The organism is Haematobacter massiliensis, from assembly GCF_000740795.1.
Classification (GTDB): Bacteria; Pseudomonadota; Alphaproteobacteria; order Rhodobacterales; family Rhodobacteraceae; genus Haematobacter; species Haematobacter massiliensis.
The window spans coordinates 2501-22384 of sequence record NZ_JGYG01000006.1 but is presented as its reverse complement, the minus strand read 5'-3'; the positions used below and the strand labels follow the sequence as shown (position 1 = coordinate 22384).

17 protein-coding genes, 1 tRNA gene, 2 rRNA genes and 1 pseudogene (1 of these 21 running past the window's edge) are annotated in these 19884 nt (G+C 60.9%); 3 read left to right on the top strand and 18 right to left on the bottom strand.

Features of this window, described 5'->3' with window-relative positions; all coding sequences use genetic code 11:
- Window positions 1-10: 10 nt before the first annotated feature.
- From CN97_RS09845 to CN97_RS09820, 7 genes are all read right to left on the bottom strand, one after another.
- Entirely contained in the window at window positions 11-487 is a 477-nt protein-coding gene (locus CN97_RS09845; protein ID WP_248700080.1) for a hypothetical protein, read from the bottom strand.
- Window positions 484-1110 carry a DUF2460 domain-containing protein gene (locus tag CN97_RS09840; protein ID WP_035710642.1) on the bottom strand — a complete coding sequence of 209 codons (627 nt, stop codon included), beginning with the start codon at window positions 1108-1110 and terminating at the stop codon, window positions 484-486. The genes CN97_RS09845 and CN97_RS09840 overlap by 4 nt, the downstream gene beginning before the upstream one ends.
- Window positions 1110-3551: a phage tail tape measure C-terminal domain-containing protein gene (locus CN97_RS09835; protein WP_035710640.1), complete on the bottom strand. Its 2442-nt coding sequence runs from the start codon at window positions 3549-3551 to the stop codon at window positions 1110-1112. The genes CN97_RS09840 and CN97_RS09835 overlap by 1 nt, the downstream gene beginning before the upstream one ends.
- Window positions 3544-3702: a DUF7697 family protein gene (locus tag CN97_RS20640; RefSeq protein WP_156969583.1), complete on the bottom strand. Its 159-nt coding sequence runs from the start codon at window positions 3700-3702 to the stop codon at window positions 3544-3546. Before CN97_RS20640 ends, CN97_RS09835 begins: the two co-directional genes overlap by 8 nt.
- Window positions 3703-3770: 68 nt before the next feature.
- Window positions 3771-4208 (bottom strand): hypothetical protein, encoded by a 438-nt coding sequence (locus tag CN97_RS09830; protein ID WP_035710636.1) that lies wholly within the window; start codon window positions 4206-4208, stop codon window positions 3771-3773.
- 2 nt (window positions 4209-4210) lie between these two features.
- Window positions 4211-5149, bottom strand: coding sequence for a phage tail tube protein (locus tag CN97_RS09825; RefSeq protein ID WP_035710634.1), 939 nt, complete (start codon window positions 5147-5149; stop codon window positions 4211-4213).
- 24 nt (window positions 5150-5173) lie between these two features.
- Window positions 5174-5593 carry a hypothetical protein gene (locus CN97_RS09820; RefSeq protein WP_035710631.1) on the bottom strand — a complete coding sequence of 140 codons (420 nt, stop codon included), beginning with the start codon at window positions 5591-5593 and terminating at the stop codon, window positions 5174-5176.
- 196 nt (window positions 5594-5789) lie between these two features.
- Here CN97_RS09820 and CN97_RS09815 point away from each other — a divergent pair, with 196 nt between their 5' ends.
- Window positions 5790-6920 carry a DUF3800 domain-containing protein gene (locus CN97_RS09815; RefSeq protein WP_035711077.1) on the top strand — a complete coding sequence of 377 codons (1131 nt, stop codon included), beginning with the start codon at window positions 5790-5792 and terminating at the stop codon, window positions 6918-6920.
- A 112-nt stretch (window positions 6921-7032) separates the two neighbouring features.
- Here the strand turns inward: CN97_RS09815 and CN97_RS09810 are convergent.
- The 4 genes and pseudogenes from CN97_RS09810 to CN97_RS21460 all read right to left on the bottom strand — a co-directional run.
- Window positions 7033-7296: pseudogene (locus CN97_RS09810) on the bottom strand (DUF6441 family protein); the annotation flags it as partial.
- A gap of 185 nt (window positions 7297-7481) precedes the next feature.
- Window positions 7482-7937 (bottom strand): NUDIX hydrolase, encoded by a 456-nt coding sequence (locus CN97_RS09805; RefSeq protein WP_035710628.1) that lies wholly within the window; start codon window positions 7935-7937, stop codon window positions 7482-7484.
- Window positions 7938-8053: 116 nt separating this feature from the next.
- Window positions 8054-9691, bottom strand: a complete 1638-nt coding sequence (gene tnpC / locus CN97_RS09800) for an IS66 family transposase (protein WP_084684081.1) — start codon at window positions 9689-9691, stop codon at window positions 8054-8056.
- Between the two features lie 189 nt (window positions 9692-9880).
- The gene (locus tag CN97_RS21460) at window positions 9881-10069 is read right to left on the bottom strand and encodes a helix-turn-helix domain-containing protein (RefSeq protein WP_368073686.1); all 189 of its coding nucleotides are present in this window, start codon (window positions 10067-10069) and stop codon (window positions 9881-9883) included.
- Between the two features lie 1214 nt (window positions 10070-11283).
- On the opposite strand from CN97_RS21460, the gene CN97_RS09795 reads away from it, so the two are divergent.
- Both CN97_RS09795 and CN97_RS09790 read left to right on the top strand, forming a co-directional pair.
- A complete protein-coding gene (locus CN97_RS09795) occupies window positions 11284-12114 on the top strand; it encodes a hypothetical protein (protein WP_140418226.1) in 831 nt (276 codons plus the stop codon).
- Window positions 12115-12214: 100 nt separating this feature from the next.
- Complete coding sequence (locus CN97_RS09790) at window positions 12215-13573, top strand: hypothetical protein (RefSeq protein WP_140418225.1); 1359 nt, start codon at window positions 12215-12217, stop codon at window positions 13571-13573.
- A gap of 71 nt (window positions 13574-13644) precedes the next feature.
- Here CN97_RS09790 and CN97_RS20220 read toward each other — a convergent pair.
- The 7 genes from CN97_RS20220 to CN97_RS09745 form a co-directional block, all read right to left on the bottom strand.
- A protein-coding gene (locus CN97_RS20220) for an IS5 family transposase (RefSeq protein ID WP_248700079.1) occupies window positions 13645-14414 on the bottom strand; the annotation gives its coding sequence in 2 pieces (ribosomal slippage) (window positions 13645-14093 and window positions 14093-14414; 771 coding nt in all).
- Window positions 14415-15038: 624 nt separating this feature from the next.
- Window positions 15039-16028 (bottom strand): hypothetical protein, encoded by a 990-nt coding sequence (locus tag CN97_RS09770; protein WP_035710607.1) that lies wholly within the window; start codon window positions 16026-16028, stop codon window positions 15039-15041.
- A 177-nt stretch (window positions 16029-16205) separates the two neighbouring features.
- Window positions 16206-16556, bottom strand: coding sequence for an IS66 family insertion sequence element accessory protein TnpB (tnpB, locus tag CN97_RS09765; protein WP_035710604.1), 351 nt, complete (start codon window positions 16554-16556; stop codon window positions 16206-16208).
- The gene (locus CN97_RS09760; protein WP_035710603.1) at window positions 16553-16978 is read right to left on the bottom strand and encodes a hypothetical protein; all 426 of its coding nucleotides are present in this window, start codon (window positions 16976-16978) and stop codon (window positions 16553-16555) included. Before CN97_RS09760 ends, tnpB begins: the two co-directional genes overlap by 4 nt.
- Window positions 16979-17234: 256 nt before the next feature.
- A tRNA-Met gene (locus tag CN97_RS09755) sits at window positions 17235-17311 on the bottom strand.
- 38 nt (window positions 17312-17349) lie between these two features.
- Window positions 17350-17464, bottom strand: a 5S ribosomal RNA gene (rrf, locus tag CN97_RS09750).
- A 106-nt stretch (window positions 17465-17570) separates the two neighbouring features.
- Window positions 17571-19884: ribosomal RNA gene (locus tag CN97_RS09745) — 23S ribosomal RNA — on the bottom strand (it continues 519 nt past the right edge of the window).

Genomic DNA, 19884 nt, shown 5'->3' with positions numbered 1-19884 from the left:
GTGCATGGGATCACCCGAAGAGTGTTGAGAGGATCAGGATCAGGACGGCGACGAGAAGGCCGATGCGCAGGCGGTGACTGAAGGCCTGTGCCGGGTCGGCTGCTTCGCAGCGGATGGCGCGCGCGAGACGGAGAAGTTCATGCATCGGGGTTGCCCCCTTCCCGCTGCGCAGGCGGGCGAGGACGACCTCGATGAAGGCGGGGCCGAAGACACCGACCAGATAGGCGGCTGACCCCGCCGCACCCCCGGCGGGGATCGCCTGCGACGGCAGGCTGAGCCATGCGGTGATGACCGCCATCGACAGGCTGCCCATCCCGGCGGCAATCAGCCCGCCGAGCAGGATGTGGCGCAGAGCGTCGCGCAGCCGCATCCGCGTAGTCAGCGCATTGGTCGCACCGCCCAGTGCACCCCAGGCCGCCAGGATGACGGCGGTGGAGGTCGCCAGATCGCGCAAGACGGCGGCAACAAAGCCAGTTTCTTCGTTCATCGCCGGATCTCCAGCAGGGGAATGGATGTGATCGAACCCAGCCGCTCGAGGTCGAGTGTGACGTCGAGCAGGTCGGTGTCGAAGCGGACGGGGACGTCGAATTCGAAGCCCGCCGTGATTGCGACGCCCGCGCCCGGGGCGGTGGTGAAGGTCACGCTGCCGGTGGCGGTGTTGACGCTCCAGCCCGACATCTGTTCGACGCCGTTCAGGGAAAGACGGACAGTGCCCGCCACGGGTTTGGCAATCGCGCGGGTCCAGCTTTGCGCGCCGGAAGTGTAGCGCTTCAGCAGGGCGAAGGTGGTGACCGCGCCATTGCCGGTGCCGATGGGTTGGTCGGTCGGGGCCACCGCCTGCGAGGGCAGGCAGGATTTGTAGTCGGCCCAATCCTTGTAGCGAAAGCCGTGCAGGCGGCCGTTGCGGGCTTCGAAAAATGCCACGACCGCCGCCAGATCGTCAGCGCGGCGGATGCCATAGGCCACGTCATAGCGGCGTCGGCTGTTGGCCCAGCTGGCGTTGCGCTCCTCGTCGCCAGAGGCCAGTTCGACCACTTGCGTGCGCCGTTCCGGCCCACCCCGTGCCCCGCGGCTGATGTTGTCGAGGAACCTGACTTCATGGAATGCCATCACATGCCCCTCCGGCCGAGGGACACAGCGCGCGCGATGTCGCTGGCCACCTGCGTGCGCGACTGACGGAAGCTTTCGGCGTCGCGCGCCATGATGGTGACGTTGACCGCAGGCGCGCTGGATTGGCCGTAACCTGCTGCCTCGCGGCGGGAGAGCACGCGCTCGCCCTTCTGAAGGATCTCCGGAACTTCGTCGGGCTTGATCCCGGCCCAGCCGCCTGCATGCATGCGCGGGGCATTGGCGAAGGCCAGCGCCGGGACCATGCGGCCCGGCCCCGGCGATCCGACCATGCCACCGGCGTGGAGGATGTTTGCGAAGATACCACCCGCACCGCCCAGCGCTCCCGACAGCGCATTGGCGATGGGGCCGAGGATGAACCGCCGCGCCGCCAGCTTGGCCAGATCGGCGATCATCGACGTGACCAGATCGCGGAAGTCGAGCTTGCCGGTCTTGACGAACTCGCCCACGGCGTTCTCCGCCGAGGTGAAGGCCCCGACCAACGCGCTCCCGATATCACCGCCGATGTTGCGCGCCTTGGCGGCATAGTCGGCGAGCGCGGCTGATACGGCACCCCATCCGGTCGCAGCCTGGTCAGCCCCTGCGGCAGCGTCAGTCCCGGCGTCACGCGCCGCTGCGCCTGCATTCCCGGCAGCAGCAGCGGTGTCGTCCAGTTCGGTGTTCAGGGCATCCGCAGAGTTGGCGGCATCTGCCAGCGCGGCTTCTGCCTCCGCCCCTGTGCCGGTCACCGCGTCGCGTAAGGCTTGCCAATTGGCCAGTGGACGGCCGGCAGCATCTGCCAACATGCCAGCCGCCTCGCGATAGCCATCGGCCCGGCCACGCGCGTCATCTGCCATCGTGCCAAGCCCGAGGTCGGGTGGCTCGAGATAGGTGCGCGAGAGCGCGGCTGAAAAGGCATCTGCTGCGGCCGCCCCGGCGGCGGTTGCGGCACCCTCGAACGGGTTGCCGATCCGCGCCAGTTCCACGGGGTCAAGCGTGCCGATCCGCACCCCACCTTCGCCGACCGCCCAGTCGGGCAGAAGGTCCAAGGCAGCGTTCAATCCGTTGATGAAATTGTTGATGCGCGTGACGACGCCGTTCAGCATCGCCTCCACCCCGGAAATCAGCCCGTTCGCGGCCTGGAAGGCAAAATCGCCGATGGCGCCGGGCAGACTGCCCCAGATTGCGACCGCCGCATCATAAGCGCCCTGGAAGATCGCAGCCGTCCGGTCCCCGAAACTGACCACGCCCGCGATGGTGCCCTCGAGGGCCGAGAGCCCGGCCGCCTTCAGACCCTCCCAGCCCGCAGCCATGTTGGCGAATGCGGCGTCGAGAGCGAGGCCGATGCGCGACCAGACCTCCGATGCCAGATCGCCGAGCAGGCGGAAGGCCTCGCCCACACCGCCGACACGGGTCACAAGCTGCGAGAACTGATAGACCAGTTCCCCCGCGCCAACGATCAACGCGCCGATGCCCGTGCGGATCAGCGCCCCGCGCAGAAAGACCAGCGCCGTGGCGAGGCCGCGTACGGACAGGGCCGCCACTGCCAACCCCGCCACCCAACGACCCGCCATGAAGGCGGTAAACGTCGCGGCATAGGTGGCGAGGCGTGCGAGGTTATCGAAGACTGCGGTGATTGCACCGCCGATGGGCCCGGTGCCGCGCGCCATGTTGGACAGCGCGTTCGCCACCGTTTCCAGTGCCGGGGCGACAGCAGCGGTCAGGCGGTTGGTCAGGCCAAGCCAGATCAGGCTCAACTTGGCGATGGCATCGCCGGTGCGTTCTATCTGTGCCGCATCAGCCGCGCTGACCGCCACCCCGAAATCCTGCACATCCTGCGCCGCCTCTCGCAAGGTCGCGGAGTCGATGCGCAGAAACGCCAGTGCGGCACGGTCGCCAAACAGGTCGGACGCCACGGCGGCGCGTTCGGCCTCGGGAACATAACGGGCCAAGGCGTCCTGGATGGCGACGATGCGCTGGTCGAGCGGCAAGGCCTGTAGTTCGGCGGCTGTCAGGTTCAGCCGCTGCAAAGCCCCAACGGCCGAACCCGATCCGGCTGCTGCTTCGGAAAGCCGCGTGGTCAGCTTCTTGGTGGCCTGGTCGATGTCGCCCATCGAGACACCGGCCAACTCGCCAGCCCATGTCAGCACCTGCAGGCTTTCGACAGTGGTCCGGAGCGAAGCGGCCATGTCGGCCTGTGCGCCGATGACATCAAGCCCTGAGCGGACCATCGCCACGCCCGCAGCGGCAGCGGCGGCGGTAACCGCCGCCAGAGCGATCCCGGCCTTGCGGGCAAAGCTGCCGAGGCGGGCATTGGCCAGTTCCATCTCGGAAGACAGGCGGCCAAACCCGCGCGTGCCAGCCTCGCCGATGCCTTCCAACTCAGCCCGGACCTGACGGCCGCCTTCCGCGACCAGTCGGACAGAGACCCTCTTCTCAGCCATGTCCCTCTCCGATCTGTTCGTTCAGCTTGCGCACCATCACTGCCTCGATCTCGGGCAGCAGTTCGGCGGCGATAAGGGTGTCGATCCCAAGGGCCTGCGCCATCGCCAGCGCCGCGCCCATGTCCCAGCCCAGCACCGCGCCGGGGATCACCCGCAGTTGCCCACCAAGGCGGCCGACGAGATCCCAGACCTGCCAGCCTTCTTTCGTCTGCGGCCGGTTCAGTCGTGCGGGGCAGTCGGGGCAGCGCCCGGTGCAGGCCGCGCAGTAGCGGTCGCCCCCGCCGAAGGACCATTCGGCAAGGGCGCGGAGACGTTTTTTTCCGCGCCCAGGATCAGGCCCTTGGCAACGTACTGGGTCTGGAACGCCTCGAAGACGGGCCAGATTTCCAAGAGTGCATTGATGCCTTCGGGCGAGACCGGGACAGCATCCCCCGCGTCATCACCCACCCCCTCCCAATCCAGGACCGCGCGGCGGGCGACGGCCTTGGCCATTGCCAGCGCCAGTTCTTCTTGTGTGGCGGTGTCCGGCAACGCTTCGATGGCAGGATCGGCGCGGGCCGAGACCATCAGTGCGGTGGTCAGAGGCGCGACTTGCAAGCGAAGGCCGGGGGCGAGGGTAAGCCACACAGGGGCTGCGGTCAGGTTCAGTCTGATCATGATCAATAGCTCACAACGGTGTTGACGAGGACGGCGGTGCACATGCGGGCGGGACTGACGGCCTTGGCGGCCTGCCAGTCGAAGGTGGCCTGGATGCCCTGCGGGCCGGGGATCTCGATCCGGGGGCGCGGCAGGTAGACGGCATGGGCGGTGAAGGTGAAGCTGGCGTTGGCACCAAGGCTCCAGGCGAAGACCAGCTCGCAGGGCGTGCCGTCGATGGCCTGCGTGATCAGCGTGCTGTCGGCAAAGCGCACCTCCACCCGGCCTGTCAGCGCGACCATGCCGGGGTCAGCCCCTTCGATGCGGCCGTCCGAGCGGATGGTCTCGATCCGGTCGAGACCGTTGGAATAGGTCACCTCGGCGGAAATGACATTGCCGAGCGGCGAGCCGTTGCGCGTGATCGCCCCGTTGAAATGGCCGAACCGCTGCAGGGCCAGCGCGGTCGGCGTACCGGCCGCCATGGTGACTGCAACGCTTTCGCCCTGCGCCACCAGCCGCGCCGTGGCGGTCAGCAGGCCGGAGCGTGCCATCTGCCACGACAGCTGATCGCAGACGCAGCCAGTGTACATCGCATAGCGCGGCACCTCGGGCATCGCCGTCTCGATGGCCATGCTCGGCAGCGTCCAGTTGCCGGACTGGAACGTATGGGTCTTTGGTGTGGTGCCAGAGGTAACAGGTGCACCGAAGGCTGCCTTCAGCCACAGCCCAAGGTTCTCGACGTCGATCGGCACCACGACATCGCCGTCGGCGGTGAACGCATCCTTGATCGGGGCCAGCGGATCGCGCCCTTGGCCCAGCAGTTCCGAGGCGATCAACGGCTGTTCGGAGCCGAGCGTGGTGCTGGCAAACGGCACCGTGCGATAGCCCGTGGCGGGCGCGGTGCCATAGACGGATTCGAACGCAAGCGCCATCTGCGCCCGCGCCCCATGGGCTCGTGCCATCATGTTCTCCTTTGGTGATTGGGGTCAGCCGAGCGGGTCGGCCGTGGAATAGTGCAAGATGACGGGGATCACCGCCGTCTTCAGGCTGGCGGCACCCTCGACCGGCAGATCGACCGGACGCGGCGCTTCTGCCTCGACCCAGTCGCAGAGACCACCCAGCGTGCGGTCGGCGGCAACCGCCGCGCCGATGCTGGCGCAGAGAGTGTCGAAGGCGGCGTCACGGTTGGCCCCCTGGACGACCGCCTCTATCTCGGCCCGATGCTGGTAGTGGTAGCGCAGCGGCGACAGCGTCACCTCGGGCTCCCCCGGCTCGCCGTCGCGCAGGATCAGGAGGCCTGCGGTTGGCACGCGCTCTGGCAGCACGTCGCCGCGCAGGGCCGTGGCGGGCAGCGCCGAGAGCCGCGCGTGCAGCGTGGTGAGGATGGTTTCACGGGGGGTGGACATTTTCTGTTCTCAATGTCGAGGCTCTGCCAAAGCGGCTCTTAGGTCTTGGCCGACAGTCGTGCCCGCCAAAGCGAACCTTCGTACTCAACCAATCGCGGTTTCCTGTGCGGATCGTCAGACTATGGGCTTGGCAGCCGGGCGGCTGAATGCGAGACTCCCGAATAGCTATGAGTTGGTCAGGCTATCGAGGGCAGGCATGTATTATTTCGTCGATGAGAGCGGTAATACCGGGCTGCATCTATTCGACCCTGACCAACCCCTGCTCTATTATGGCGTCCTCGGAGCACGTGCCAATCTAGACGTCATTGCTGAACCTTTGCTGCGGGCGCTTAGAAGGGAGTTGGGTGTGAACCGCATCCACTCCAACGAACTCGGCGTCGCAAAGTTGACAACTATCGCCGGGCGCATCGAACAATTTAGCAAGAAAAACGACCTAAGATTCTCTGTCTTCACAGTGAATAAGAAGGACCATGCGATCATCAGCTACTTCGACCAAGTCTTCGCTGCTGGCCTGAATGATGCAGTCGCATGGAACCATTATTGGACGCCGTTGCGCTATCCATTGCTTTTCAAAGTAGCGCATCTTTTTGATGATGACATCGCAAAAGCCGCATGGAAGGCCCGACTCGAGAAAAATCCTGCACGCTGTGCCACTATGCTTCAGAACGTCCACAGGCAGCTTCTTGCGAACATCAACAGGCTGCCCGATGCTCGTTCGCGAGAGATCATAGACGGAGCCATCCGCTGGGCAGACGCACATCCGGACGCAATCAGCTACGGCGTTGGAAACTACGACACCTCGTTGCAGATATCCCCAAACTTAGTGGGCTTCCAGCCGGTTCTACAAGGCATCGGAAGGGAGGCAACCGCTATGGGGCAGAAAGTGCATAGGGTAACGGTCGACCGCCAAACCGAATTTAACAAGGCTCAGGCGGAATTGGCGGATATCTACCAAAAGCTACGCGGCCACAAATCGAGTCTGGGCCCTGGCATGCCCGAGTTTAATTACTCGATGCTTCCGGAAATTCCGCCTGAATACAAACCTGGCGATGAAAGCGCAGGACTCGAACTGGTCGACGTCACGCTCTGGACCGCCAAACGGATGCGCGAAGGCAAACCCGTATCGAGCGAGTTGGAAAGCTTGTTCCGCCGACAAGCCCGGCGCGGACATACCGACGAGGTGTCACTTGCTGGCCTCGATGAGCGTTGGCGGCACCTAGCTTACCTGCCGCCGTCGGGGCCAAACAACCCGGTTTCCCCAGAGATCCAAGCCGCGATCGCGGAGATGGAGCGCAAGCGCCGGGCAGCGGTAGCGTCCCTTGGATGAAGAAAGACTCGCCTCGGCAGACGGACCTTTGGTGTCAGTCTAGTGTGCCTCAAAGCTCAGCGCTAACCCTATCGTCGCGTCCCGAACGACCGCTTCGTCTGCATAGCCCACGTTAAGCCAGTTTGCCGTCAACCCAGTTCGCCACGATCAGCCCCGGCACACCGTCTACAGCCCGCTCTGCATCCCGCGCCAGATCCAGCCGTTTCGGCAGCTTCACCTGCGGCACCAGCAGGAAGATCGGCGCGGTCACGACGCCCCGGCCGGTTTTCGACCGTGACGCCACGGCGCGACCCTTGGTGTTCAGCCGCCCCTCGGCCACTAGAAGGCTCGGCCCTCTGCGGCGATAAATGAACCGCAGGCGCAAGCCGGTGCGGCGTAAGCGTTGCAACTGGCCCCCGCTTTCACTTCTTTTGAGGATTGCCGCTAGGGCGTATATTGGCGCTACGCGCCAATACGGGATGCTGTTTTTACTAACTTTTTCGGCGACGGGCTTCACGCGCACCCTTGCCATGCCATTTGGGTCGCGTCGGTACCTGATCTCGCAGAGCGGATAGCCAACGCTCATCGAGGCCGTAGCAGGTGAGCCTTCAACCCTTCCGGGTAGAGTTGCGGGCCGTCAGGCAGATCCAACGCGTCGAGATCATACCACTCTGCAAAGCATCTGCTGCCATCATCCTCGTGAAACTCGACGCGGATTGCGCCTGAAAGGGCTTCGTTGGGAAATGCCACGTCGAAGATCGCCAGAACTTCATGCCCCTGGGCGCCTTCATGAGCGTAGATATTCTCCATGAAAACAGGAGGTCCGAGGATCGTCACCGCGATCCCGAGCTCTTCGTGAAACTCGCGAATGACCGCCGCCTCAGCGGTTTCACCGAACTCAACGGAGCCGCCAAGGGGGCGAACACCTTTCACGCGGCCCGCATCATCCAGCACTTCGGCAGCAAGAAGCCGACCGTCACGCCAGTGCAGGCCGAGAGCTTTGAAGCGAATTCTGGGTACTGGGCGCCACGTTGTCATGGGCGATGATTACAGGGCGGCGGCACCCACAGCAACAGGCGCTTCGCGCCCGAACCACTCTGGCGACGTGCCAAGAATTTCGGGAGGCAGTGAGCAAGTGTCCCCCGGCCCAGCTCTTATCTGGTTCTTGGCACGTCAATCCGGCAACTCAGCGGCGCGTTCCACGGCAGAAGCTCGGCATATTCGGCGCGCGGCTTCCTGGCACGCACCTGCTCCAGCACCCAGACGAGATAGCGATGTGGATCGACCCGGTTCAGTTTGTAGCTCTGAAGCAGGGACGAGGTAATTGCCCATGCTTCTCCGCCTTCGTCGCTCCCGATGAACAAGACATTGTTGCGAAGCAGGATCGTTTGCTTGAACTGCCGCTCGACGGGGTTGTTGTCGAGGTCGATATATCCGTTCTCGACGAAACGGGTAAGGCCGGTCCAACGGTCCTGGACATAGCGAATCGCTTTACCCATATCGCTCTTTCCCAGATACTTGTTTTCGACTTCAGCGAGCCGGAACCGGATCCGGTCCAGGATTGGTACTGATTGTCGTTGCCTGATCTCGGCGCGAACATCAGGCGCTTTGCCGTTGATCGGCTTTTCGACCGCATAAAGTTCCGCGATCAAGTCGACGATCTCCGTTGCATATAGGGATTTCTCTGCCTTGATCTCATCGGTGAAGAGGCGCCGTACATGCGCCCAACAGTCAACAGATACGATATGGGCATAGGGCGTTTCTGCGCGCCCCAGATGGCCGTACCCGGCGTAGCCATCATGGTGAACGATCAGGCTCCTGTCGGCGAGCAACTGATTGATATTGTACATCGCTCGCGTTCTGCGCGACAAATAGACCGTTCCCGGCGGGAGATTGCCGCCAAAGGAACGATCATCGCGGTGCAACGCATACATGTAGCTGGTTCGCGTTTTGCCGTCGCCGGGTGACAGCTGTTTGACGGTCGTTTCATCCATGAAAAGACGCGCCGAGCGCGCCAGAAGATTTTCCAGCATGAGATCATAGATCGGCTTGAAAGCCTCAAGTGCCACCCGGCTGGCCCAGCGAGCCATGGTCGAACGCTGGAAACGGAAGCCCTGCGCCACCATGATCTGTTCCTGACGGAACCAGGGCAGATACCACGCATAGCGCAGGCACATGATCTGGGCGAGGAAGCTGGTGCTCATGCCCGTCTGCGCCAGAATCCTCGCCTCAAAGCGGGTGCCGATGATCCGATCCTCCCTCCGGCAGCGATACCGGGCATATTTCCGCACGGCGACGTAGTATTGAGCGGGAATGCACTCGACAGTTCGATCAATGTCATAACCGCGAATACCTCCGCCGCAGCTGCAGGGGCAGGTTCGGTCTGGCGTTTCGATCAGGATTTCGCGCTCTTCCACACCGAGGCCAAAGGTTTTGGGCGCGCGGCCGCCGCGATAAGCATTTGTCCTTCTGGCCGGTTGCGCGATTGCGATGGCCTGCGCAGGTTCCGCATGAGGTGCGTCATCTGTGATGGGGGCATCCTGCGGCGCTTCAGCAGTGTCGGCTTTCTGGGGCGGACGATCCGCCGTAGGGCTGTAGAGCCTGTGATTGGCCTTCTTCAGCGCTTTTCGGAGTGTTTTCACTTCAGCAGCAAGATGGGTGATCCGCGCCTGCAACTTCATATGCTCACCTGAGCGAAGACGATCCGCACTAGCGATTTCCTCCGCTTTATCTCGCACAAAGTTATCCCGATGGCCCGCCAAGCTCGCGCAGGCGTCCTGTATCGTATCCATTATGTTCACCCCGTGGAGCTGACAAACAGCTCGTCTGGCGACGCGCAGAAAAGCGCGTCTTACCTTGACTTTCGGCGAGACCGGTGGGATGAAAGATCAGATCGTCAGCTAAGCGATTTTAGAGGCTCGGTTCAGGCTGCAACCTGCCGGGCCTCGCTCTTTCATGCCACTCAAACTTTCATTTCGGCATCAGAATCTCCTGCGTGTGTGATATCGATGCGGCCATAGCGCCTCAGGTGTGGTCCCTAGAGCTGTCGCGATAGCGATCTCTGCGGGACGTGACCGGCATCGCCCCATGCTGGCGGTGAGCACAGTCGTTGTAGTTCGCCCCATTTGCCTCGCAACCTCGGAGAAGCTCAGGCCACTCGCCTTAAGCATTCTTTTAACAGCGAGATGTGAGCGCATATCGGCTTCCATCGATTCAGAGCCCTCCACATGCCCCATGCGAATCACCTTTAATAGGCTATATTTCGAATGGAGTTTCCTGTGCAAGTATTCTTTATTATCAACAAGTTGGTGCGTTCTCGCGCATTTTCATTTTTGGGGACCAAAAGGCGACAACCAAAAAGAGATGTGCGCGAACGCCGCATGGAGGGCTAAGATTCGAATGAGGCAACCCATCCTTCCGTGGGGCGATACGGAATATGATCTTCAGATCAGATACCACTCCCCCAACGAGCATCCGGCGGATGATTTGTCGCGCCGCGCGGCCGATGTCGCTATGGCCATGGAGGTTTGTCATTCGATTGCGTACCTATGTCGTTGGGCGGACTCGACGCCGGGGAGAATTCGGAAGGCGCTGCGATATGCGGGCTTCGATTTTGATCGGCTGGTGGCAGATCAGTACCGGGCAGGCTGCGGTGTAGAACAGCTACGCTTGGGCCATGCCTGTACTCGTAAAGCCATAATCGACATCCTCAACCGAGCCGGTGTCGAAGTCAGGCCGGGTCGGGGAACGAGGTCTCCAAGCGTTGCGGCGGTACAGGCTGCTATCGCCGAGCACGGCGGGATTTCGAAAGCTGCGGCAGCGCTCCGAATTGATCGCTCGACAATCCGAAGAATTCTGAGAACACAGCGCTCCGGGAACCCTTCGCCAGACACATCAGAGCATCGCTAACCCCAAGATCTGCTTTCGGCCGAGGGTGTGTCAAAACTCGGTTCTGGCGACGCGGAGGAGAACGTTGTTCCCTTCGGCGGTCTATAGATTCACGTGGGTGCGCGTTATCTGCCTCGCCCGGACACTTTTGGAGAGTTTTATTCTAAGGCATTGTCATAAAGACGAGTTTTGACACAGCCTCGGCCCTTAGCTGACGGTCGCCAGCTGCGGATGCTGTGTGGCGGCCTCCCCAAAGCGGTCGTTGGAAGCTGGGTGCGGAAATCCACCGGCGGGAAGGTCGGCATTGGCCCCCGACCAGACAGTTGGACATTTCCAAACGCGACGATGAAACACTCTCAGGCTGGACCGTCGTGCTAGATGCCACGGAATCGAACTGCCGACGTCGGCAGCGACCGCCGGTGGAATTGCGCGTGGCTTAGGCACTGCAGGGGTTCCCTGAATCTCACGCTCTCTGTAGTTTTCTAGGATGTTGACCTTGATCCAACCTCGCGCCCTCCCGTCACCCCGCCATATAGCCGCAGGATTGGGCGATGCCTCTCGCGAGGAGATCTGCGGTCTTCTCGCCCTGCTGGATGCCGCGCGACTGGTCAAGATCACAGGCGCCCTAGGTGAAGTCGCGCGACGGAAGCTTGTGTCGGATGTCACCCCTGCGGCTGATCGAGTGGCTGAGTTCGCCAATGGCTTGATGGAGGGATCGGTCCCGACGGATGCGTTGCGGGCTCAGCTCTGGCTCGGCGTGAAGCGGAGCCTTGGCCTGCCGGGCCTTTACCCTCTGTCGATGCGAGGCATGGTTGAGGAGGCCGCAGCCATCGCCGTGCGGGCGTCGGAGATTCTCGCTCCTGCCATTGCAGATGCACAGCATGAAAGCGCAGAGGCCGACGTGTCGATCCTAGCGCGGGCGGGACGAAAGCTCCTCCGCGCCGTTCCGGGTGTGCGCAAGCGTGCCTGTTCGGCCGTGACGTTTCCGGACGTCGTCGCGCACGAGCTTGCCACCATCATGGAAAGCCTGCTGGCAGCCGAAAGCCGGGGCGAGCTGGACCCCGAAGTCGCGGAGGCCATACGCAAAGGCCAGCAGGCGGTCTCCACTGCAGTCATTGCGGGAGGCGGGTGGGCGGCGCTGGCGGGGGCGATCGGGGCCGCGGGATTTGCGCCATATATCGTCGCGGCGCAACTTTCAGCCGTGCTCCCCTTCGTCTCGGGGCCGGCCCTCACCTCATTGTTGTTCGTCATGATCAACCCGATGACGGTGCTGGCAGGCAGCGCCGCCCTTGGCTATTGGGCGATCAGCGGCAAGGTTGGTGCGTGAGGTCGCTGCAGCCAGGGTCGCCACTCTTCTGGCCGTGCGGGGGCTGGGTGCAGAGGACGGGGTGGACACACTCGTGAACGCATTCCGCGGGCTTCACCGGATGAGCGACGCGCACCTTTCCCATCTCGACAAGCAGCAACGCGAGGAGATCCGGCTAAAGGCTGGATCGATCGCCGGGACCCTCTTGATGGAGATTCCGGCCGCGTCGCGGGCGGCGCCGGGCCTCTGGGGAACAGGTCTCGTGCTCGACGAGGTGACAGATCGTCAGGATGTAGCTCTCGTGGCGGGGCTTACCGCAGGCGATATGCTCTATCACGCAGCGGCGGTTGATCCGGCTGTTCTGGCGGCCGCAGATTTTTCGAGGGTCGCGGAATTGGAAACGCCGCTTGACCTTGCGGTCTGTGTTGCGAGCTTCGCCTCGCAAGGTGCCCGGATCTCGCTTCGAGGCTACAGCGCCGAGCAGGTCGTCATGGCGCGGCTGATCGAGGACGGTCACGATGTGATGCTTGCCGATGGCGCAACGACCCCTGGCTACGACCTCATCGTCGATGGCGTTCAGGTCCAGATCAAGTGCGGCGCCGACATCTCATTGCTCAAGGAGCATTTCGCGAAATACCCCGACATACCCGTCATCGCAGACAACGCTCTGGCTTTGAAGGCACAGGCATCGGACGAGGCTTGGGCGCCGATGGTGACGACGGCCACAGGTTTTGACCTCGATCAGGTGCAGAGCCTGGTCGAACAGTCCCTCTTGGCTGCTACAGAGCTGGGAGACGTCGCGGTGCCGCTTTACGCGACACTGATCGGCGGCGCGCGTGCTGCGCACAGGGCATGGACAGGACAGATCCCGATGGAAGACCTGCCGGCATGGCTAGTCATCGATCTGACGATCCGCGGGGGCCTGGCCGGCGTGGGACAAGCCGGAGGCGCGTTGTTGGGGCTTGTGATACTGGGCCCCGCCGGGGCCTTGGTTCTTGGGCCAGTAGCAGGTGTTGCGGCACTGATGGGCACGGGGCGGGCCCATGATCTGCTGGACATGGGTATCAGAAGGGAATGGCGATCCGAAGTGCTTGAAGCGGCGCAAAACCTTCACACGGCCCTGCAGGCCGCAGGCGACCGTCAGATCGGCGCGCTATCATGCCGTCTGGGACGGCTTCGCCGTGCTGGTGGTGATCGGACAAATCCGCTGTTCGCCTGGCTCGAGGCGCGAATGGCGGACGATGTGATTGCCGCGATGGAAATCCGCGACAGCATGCAAGCTCCGTCGACTATGCGATCCACCTTGGAACTGCTTGTTCGGGCTTCGATGACAGATGCGCTCGCCCCCGACGTCCTGAGGACACGGGATAGGCTGGCACAGCTTTTGGCGGTGAAGCCGTCTACGACGGAAGCTGGGAGAGACCTCGGCATGAAGCTTATTGACGCCGTCCGAAAGCGTGCAAGAAAGGATTCTCATTAATTCCGGGGCACAGGACGAACATCGTTGCCTCAACTGCAACTCGGCCCTTAGGGTCAGGACTCGTTCTCGTTTCATAGCCAGAACATGACTGTTGCGGCGAGGGCGACGGCGGAGAGGAAGACCTTCGGGCATCTGTCGTAGCGAGTTGCGACCCGCCGCCAGTCCTTGAGCCGCCCGAACATGATCTCGATCCGGTTGCGGCGTTTGTAACGGCGCTTGTCGTGCTTGATGGGCTTGGCGCGAGACTTCCTGCCGGGGATGCAGGGCTTTATCCCTTTGTGTTTCAACGCTTCCCTGAACCAGTCGGCATCATAACCCCGGTCGGCCAGGAGCCAGTCCGCTGAAGGCAGGCAGCTCAGAAGCGCGGCTGCTCCAGTATAATCGCTGACCTGACCTGCGGTCATGAAGAAGCGGATCGGGCGACCATCGGCATCGGCGACGGCGTGCAGCTTGGTGTTCATGCCGCCCTTGGTTCGACCGATCAGACGACCCCTCTGGTCGCCGGGTCCCCCTTTTTCGACCGCAGGCTGGTCGCCGTGCGGTGCGCCTTGAGATAGGTCGCGTCGATCATCACCGTCTTCGGAACGGCCGCCTCGGCTGCCAGGCCGTCCATCATCCGGGCGAAGACACCTTTGTCGCTCCACCGTTTCCAACGGTTGTAGAGGGTCTTCGCCGGGCCATATTCCCTAGGTGCATCACGCCAACGCAAGCCATTGCGATCAATGAAGATTATGCCGCTCAAAACCCGCCGGTCATCGACCCGCGGCTTACCATGGCTCTTCGGGAAGAAGGGTTGAAGCCGCGCCATCTGCGCGTCCGTCAGCCAGAAAAGGTTGCTCATTGGTCAGTCTCCTCCCGGAGCCTGAATCACGCCGCGAGCAGATGATCAATGGGTCCTGACCCTAGCCCTAATTTTCGTACACTCCTTTTTTGAGAGCTCAGTTGAGGTTCTAACCACAGGAAAGACCGTTCTAAAGGGCTGTCAGATCGCCGGCTCGATGCAAGTCCGCCACCATGACGGCATCGCGGCGGTTCGTCTTCACCCGGTCTTCAAGCTGATCCGACGAGTTTCCCGCTTGGGTCTGCCCGACCTGCTGCTTCGCTAACGCGTCGCCCAGCCTGACACGCCTCCCTCCAACAAGGGAGCGACCAAGATTCCCTTGGCCGTCAAGCGGCCCTTGCTCCAGCGGAGGCCCAGGCTGGTGCCAATGGCGCCCTCACGGGTGCGGCGGGCGTTGTACCAGACCACGTCGATGTCAATTAAGACATGGGCTCGCGTCGTCCCCGACAGCCACGACGCCATGCCATCAGGAAACGGGGCGGTCCAGAAAGCTGGATCGAAGTAAAGGTCGCTCCGCAGGATGGCGCGTCATGGGGCATTGATAAAAGTGATCTTGAGCGACTACTTGTTCTTAACATACGCAAAAGCCAAAAAGAAATCTGGCACCAGCACTGCGACTGAGTGCTACTGCACGACAGAGATAAGTGGTTTCCCTGACTCTTTAGGATCTTCGTTCAGTTGACCGCAAGTGTGGCAGTGTTCGCTCCAGTCGTCATCGTTGGCACCCATGACGTCGCCTTTGCAATTTTGGGTGCAAGGCACACGCTTGATCTTGTAGACCTGATCACACATCAGACAGTGAACCACAGAGCCATCTGGCGCCAGGTAGGCAGTGCCAACCTTTTCGATGTCGATGTCCGCGTATCGGGTGTTCCCTGCATCTAGGCAACTCAGGCACAGATATCGACGCTTCGATTTTTCTTGCTTGAAGAGGGTCTTGAATTCGCTTTTCGAAAGCAAAGCCATGACAGTCGGAATTTCATGAAAAACAATCATGTGGGCCGATGTGTATTTTCCGTCGTGCAGGAATCCAATCCGTGTCTGCATGGCAAAGGTTACCCGATCTTGAAGCCACAGCCTGTCATTCCAAAGCAAACGGTAAATCTTGATAGCCTTCTGGAAAACGGCTTTGGGGTGCAGGGTGACACTGGTGCCCCCCTGATGAATGATCTTGTTCCGGAGAACGCGTGTCTGTGTGTATTCGGTGATGAACGCATCGGACACAGGCGTCGAAGCCAATGTGTTCACAGCACCCGGAAGATCCACGGCATCGAGCGTCCTGAGCTCCGAGTAGTCGATGCTGCCTCCTTTGCTCGAGAGCTTCAGGCCGCTATCCAGAAGCAACAAATACGGGCTGACTGCACAGATGCGGGCTTTGAGACCAAGCTCCATGGACTGCTGCAACAGGGAAGTGATGGCTTGCAAGTCCGACTGGCACTGTACGAGATACTCATCCCATTCCTGCTGCCACTCTGAACTTATCACCGGATACTCACTGCTCTCATAGTATCCGTCGAAGTCACTCCAGATCGCCAGTAGGTCTTCCCATGCGCGGAAGTAAGCCTTCAGGGCGGCTTCTGTCAGGCTTTCGTGTGTGGGTAGGTTCGTGATCATGGGAAACACTCAGTATAAACGGGCTCAGCCGTAGCATGCGATGAATTTCAGTTAAGGTATCGAGCTCGCGCCGGAAATTCTTCTACGTTATGGATGGCCGCCTTCCCGGATTTGCTGCAGGTGCAACGCCGCACTGCCCTCAGGCGGCTAGCCGCCCAATTCGACATTCCCAGTTCCTCAGGCAAATATGGGCTTTCGCTGCATACGGGCTCTAACGCGGGTCCAGTCCAGCCCCTCGAACAATGCCTCGAATTGTGAGCGAGTGAGCGAGACGATACCGTCACGGCTCGGCGGCCAGACGAATCCGGCGCCTTCGATGCGTTTGTGAACCAGCACCAGCCCGGTGCCGTCCCAGACCACAACCTTCAGCCGATCGGCCCGCCTGGATCTGAAGACGAAAATGGCGCCGGAAAACGGGTCGAGATCGAATTCCGACTGCACGATTGCGGCCAGACCGTCCATTCCCTTGCGGAAGTCCACTGGCTGGGCTGCCAGATAGATCCTGAAATTGCCAGACGGCGAAATCACGAGCCAACTCCGGCGGTGTCCGGGGCCTCCAGGACCCGAATGATCTGAACGAGATCAGAGACAGGGTAGTCGCCGGGTAGGGTGATCTCCGTTCTCGATCCAGACACGGTGATCTGATCCAGCGGGGCGATCGCCGCTGCGGAGGGTTGGTCATCCTCCGAGACTACGACCTCGGCAAACTGCGCCTTTGCGCGCCATTCCGCCGCAGTCACCGGTTTGCCCTGGGCCTGCATGCGCCATTGATAGACATAGGATCTCGACACCCCACATGTCTGCGTGATCTGTTCCAAGGTAAGTTCGCCCGCATCCATCTTTTCGAGAACGTACCGCTTGAACCTAGGAGGCCAGACCCTCCGTCCGGCAGGAGTGACTGGGATGGAGAAGCCGAAGGCCTCAAGGGGGGCATTGCTGTTGACTGACATTTGTTCCTCATGGGCTGAGAGACAGCATACCATGCTTGGAACGAGGTTTTCAGGTGGCGTGGCGGGGGCCAGATGCAACGCTTACGACTGAGGGATCTCGCGGGGGGCAGGTCAGGGCCAATCGCCTGCCATACTGCGGCCCGAATTCATTTTCCCCACCCAGCCTGCTTTTGTTGAGTTGGTGTTGAGTCGTCGCGGGAACGCAAAAAGCCGCCCCATCGGGTGGCTTGTAAGTCTTGGATATATCGGTATTTTCTGGTTGCGGGGACAGGATTTGAACCTGTGACCTTCAGGTTATGAGCCTGACGAGCTACCGGGCTGCTCCACCCCGCGGTGGTTTGTTATCGTTCAGAGATTGAGCTTCTCGTCAGGTCTGGCGGTGACCTACTCTCCCACGTCTTGAGACGCAGTACCATTGGCGCGCCGGCACTTAACGGCCGAGTTCGGGATGGGATCGGGTGTTTTGCTCGTGCTATGACCACCAGACCTGAGGAGAAGCTCCCCCGGATTTTTTGTCCGGGGACATCAGTTTTGTTTTCCGCGTTTTGTTTTGCTTTTGACAGTGGAGGCTTATGCCTGTCTTCCACTGGATCAAATCAAGCCTATCGAGCAATTAGTACCGGTCAGCTGAACGCGTTACCGCGCTTACACCTCCGGCCTATCGACGTGGTGGTCTTCCACGGCTCTCAAGGGAGACCTTGTTTTGAAGGGGGCTTCCCGCTTAGATGCCTTCAGCGGTTATCCTGTCCGCTCATAGCTACCCAGCACTGCCGTTGGCACGACAACTGGTCCACCAGTGGAGCGTTCACCCCGGTCCTCTCGTACTAGGGGCAACTCTTCTCAAGTCTCCTACACCCACGGCAGATAGGGACCGAACTGTCTCACGACGTTCTAAACCCAGCTCACGTACCTCTTTAAATGGCGAACAGCCATACCCTTGGGACCTGCTCCAGCCCCAGGATGAGATGAGCCGACATCGAGGTGCCAAACGATGCCGTCGATATGGACTCTTGGGCATCATCAGCCTGTTATCCCCAGAGTACCTTTTATCCGTTGAGCGATGGCCCTCCCACTTGGGACCACCGGATCACTATGGCCGACTTTCGTCTCTGCTCGACTTGTCAGTCTTGCAGTCAGGCTGGCTTTTGCCATTGCACTCAACGAGCGATTTCCGACCGCTCTGAGCCAACCTTCGCGCGCCTCCGTTACTGTTTGGGAGGCGACCGCCCCAGTCAAACTCCCCGCCACGCATGGTCCCGGACCCGGATAACGGGCCGCGGTTAGACATCAAGAGTGCGAAGGGTGGTATCTCAAGGGTGGCTCCACCGGAACTGGCGTCCCGGTTTCAAAGCCTACCACCTATCCTGCACATCGCAATCCTGATGCCAGTGCGAAGCTGGAGTAAAGGTTCATGGGGTCTTTCCGTCTAACCGCGGGAAGTCTGCATCTTGACAGACAGTTCAATTTCGCTGAGTCCACATTTGAGACAGCGGGGAAGTCGTTACGCCATTCGTGCAGGTCGGAACTTACCCGACAAGGAATTTCGCTACCTTAGGACCGTTATAGTTACGGCCGCCGTTTACTGGGGCTTCAATTCGGAGCTTGCACCCCTCCTTTTAACCTTCCAGCACCGGGCAGGCGTCAGACCCTATACGTCGTCTTGCGACTTCGCAGAGCCCTGTGTTTTTAGTAAACAGTCGCCACCCCCTAGTTTGTGCCCCCCACCCACAGTTGCCTGCGAATGGGGCCTCCTTCTCGCGAACTTACGGAGGTATTTTGCCGAGTTCCTTAAATGTGGTTCTCTCAAGCGCCTTGGTATTCTCTACCAGTCCACCTGTGTCGGTTTAGGGTACGGTCTCATGGAGGGCTATTTCCAGGAACCCCTAAGCAGCCCATTCAATCCGATAAGGATGAACTACCTTCGGGATCCGTCACCATCTCCTGGCCCAGGAATATTAACCTGGTTCCCATCGACTACGCCTTTCGGCCTCGCCTTAGGGGCCGGCTTACCCTGCTCAGATTAGCTTTAAGCAGGAACCCTTGGACTTTCGGCGACAGGGTCTCTCACCCTGTTTGTCGCTACTCATGTCAACATTCTCGCTTCCGATCACTCCACCGGATGCCTCACGGCCCGGCTTCACAGTAAGCTCCTTGTCTCCAATCTCCCCGAGGGGATCAAAGAGACATGGAACTATATCACGGAACGCTCCGCTACCACGCACACTGAGTGTGCATCCTAAGCTTCGGCTCGTGGCTTGAGCCCCGTTACATCTTCGCCGCAAGACAGCTTATCTAGACCAGTGAGCTGTTACGCTATCTTTAAAGGATGGCTGCTTCTAAGCCAACCTCCTGGTTGTTTTGGCCGTCTCACATGCTTTCCCACTTAGCCACGAATTGGGGGCCTTAGCTGTAGGTCAGGGTTGTTTCCCTCTTGACGACGGACGTTAGCACCCGCCGTCTGTCTCCCGGATAGTACTCTTGGGTATTCGGAGTTTGGTTAGGCTCAGTAAGTCTGTGGGACCCCATCACCCATCCAGTGCTCTACCCCCCAAGGTATTCGTCCGAGGCGCTACCTAAATAGCTTTCGCGGAGAACCAGCTATCTCCGAGTTTGATTGGCCTTTCACCCCTAGCCACAGCTCATCCCGACCTTTTTCAACAGGTGTGGGTTCGGACCTCCAGTAAGTGTTACCTTACCTTCATCCTGGCCATGGCTAGATCACTCGGTTTCGGGTCTGATCCCACGAACTCATGCGCCCTTTTAAGACTCGCTTTCGCTGCGCCTACACCTAACGGCTTAAGCTTGCTCGTGAGACCAAGTCGTTGACCCATTATACAAAAGGTACGCCGTCACCGCTCAAGGCGGCTCCGACTGCTTGTAGGCGTCCGGTTTCAGGTACTGTTTCA

Coding starts and splice junctions, on each gene's coding strand:
- CN97_RS09815 (WP_035711077.1), top strand. CDS start 5,790: ATGTATTATTTCGTCGATGAGAGCGGTAATACCGGGCTGCATCTATTC.
- CN97_RS09840 (WP_035710642.1), bottom strand. CDS start 1,110: ATGGCATTCCATGAAGTCAGGTTCCTCGACAACATCAGCCGCGGGGCA.
- CN97_RS09805 (WP_035710628.1), bottom strand. CDS start 7,937: ATGACAACGTGGCGCCCAGTACCCAGAATTCGCTTCAAAGCTCTCGGC.
- CN97_RS09830 (WP_035710636.1), bottom strand. CDS start 4,208: ATGATCAGACTGAACCTGACCGCAGCCCCTGTGTGGCTTACCCTCGCC.
- CN97_RS09835 (WP_035710640.1), bottom strand. CDS start 3,551: ATGGCTGAGAAGAGGGTCTCTGTCCGACTGGTCGCGGAAGGCGGCCGT.
- CN97_RS09790 (WP_140418225.1), top strand. CDS start 12,215: ATGAGCGACGCGCACCTTTCCCATCTCGACAAGCAGCAACGCGAGGAG.
- CN97_RS21460 (WP_368073686.1), bottom strand. CDS start 10,069: ATGCTTAAGGCGAGTGGCCTGAGCTTCTCCGAGGTTGCGAGGCAAATG.
- tnpC (WP_084684081.1), bottom strand. CDS start 9,691: ATGGATACGATACAGGACGCCTGCGCGAGCTTGGCGGGCCATCGGGAT.
- CN97_RS09760 (WP_035710603.1), bottom strand. CDS start 16,978: ATGTCAGTCAACAGCAATGCCCCCCTTGAGGCCTTCGGCTTCTCCATC.
- CN97_RS09845 (WP_248700080.1), bottom strand. CDS start 487: ATGAACGAAGAAACTGGCTTTGTTGCCGCCGTCTTGCGCGATCTGGCG.
- CN97_RS09770 (WP_035710607.1), bottom strand. CDS start 16,028: ATGATCACGAACCTACCCACACACGAAAGCCTGACAGAAGCCGCCCTG.
- CN97_RS09825 (WP_035710634.1), bottom strand. CDS start 5,149: ATGGCACGAGCCCATGGGGCGCGGGCGCAGATGGCGCTTGCGTTCGAA.
- CN97_RS09820 (WP_035710631.1), bottom strand. CDS start 5,593: ATGTCCACCCCCCGTGAAACCATCCTCACCACGCTGCACGCGCGGCTC.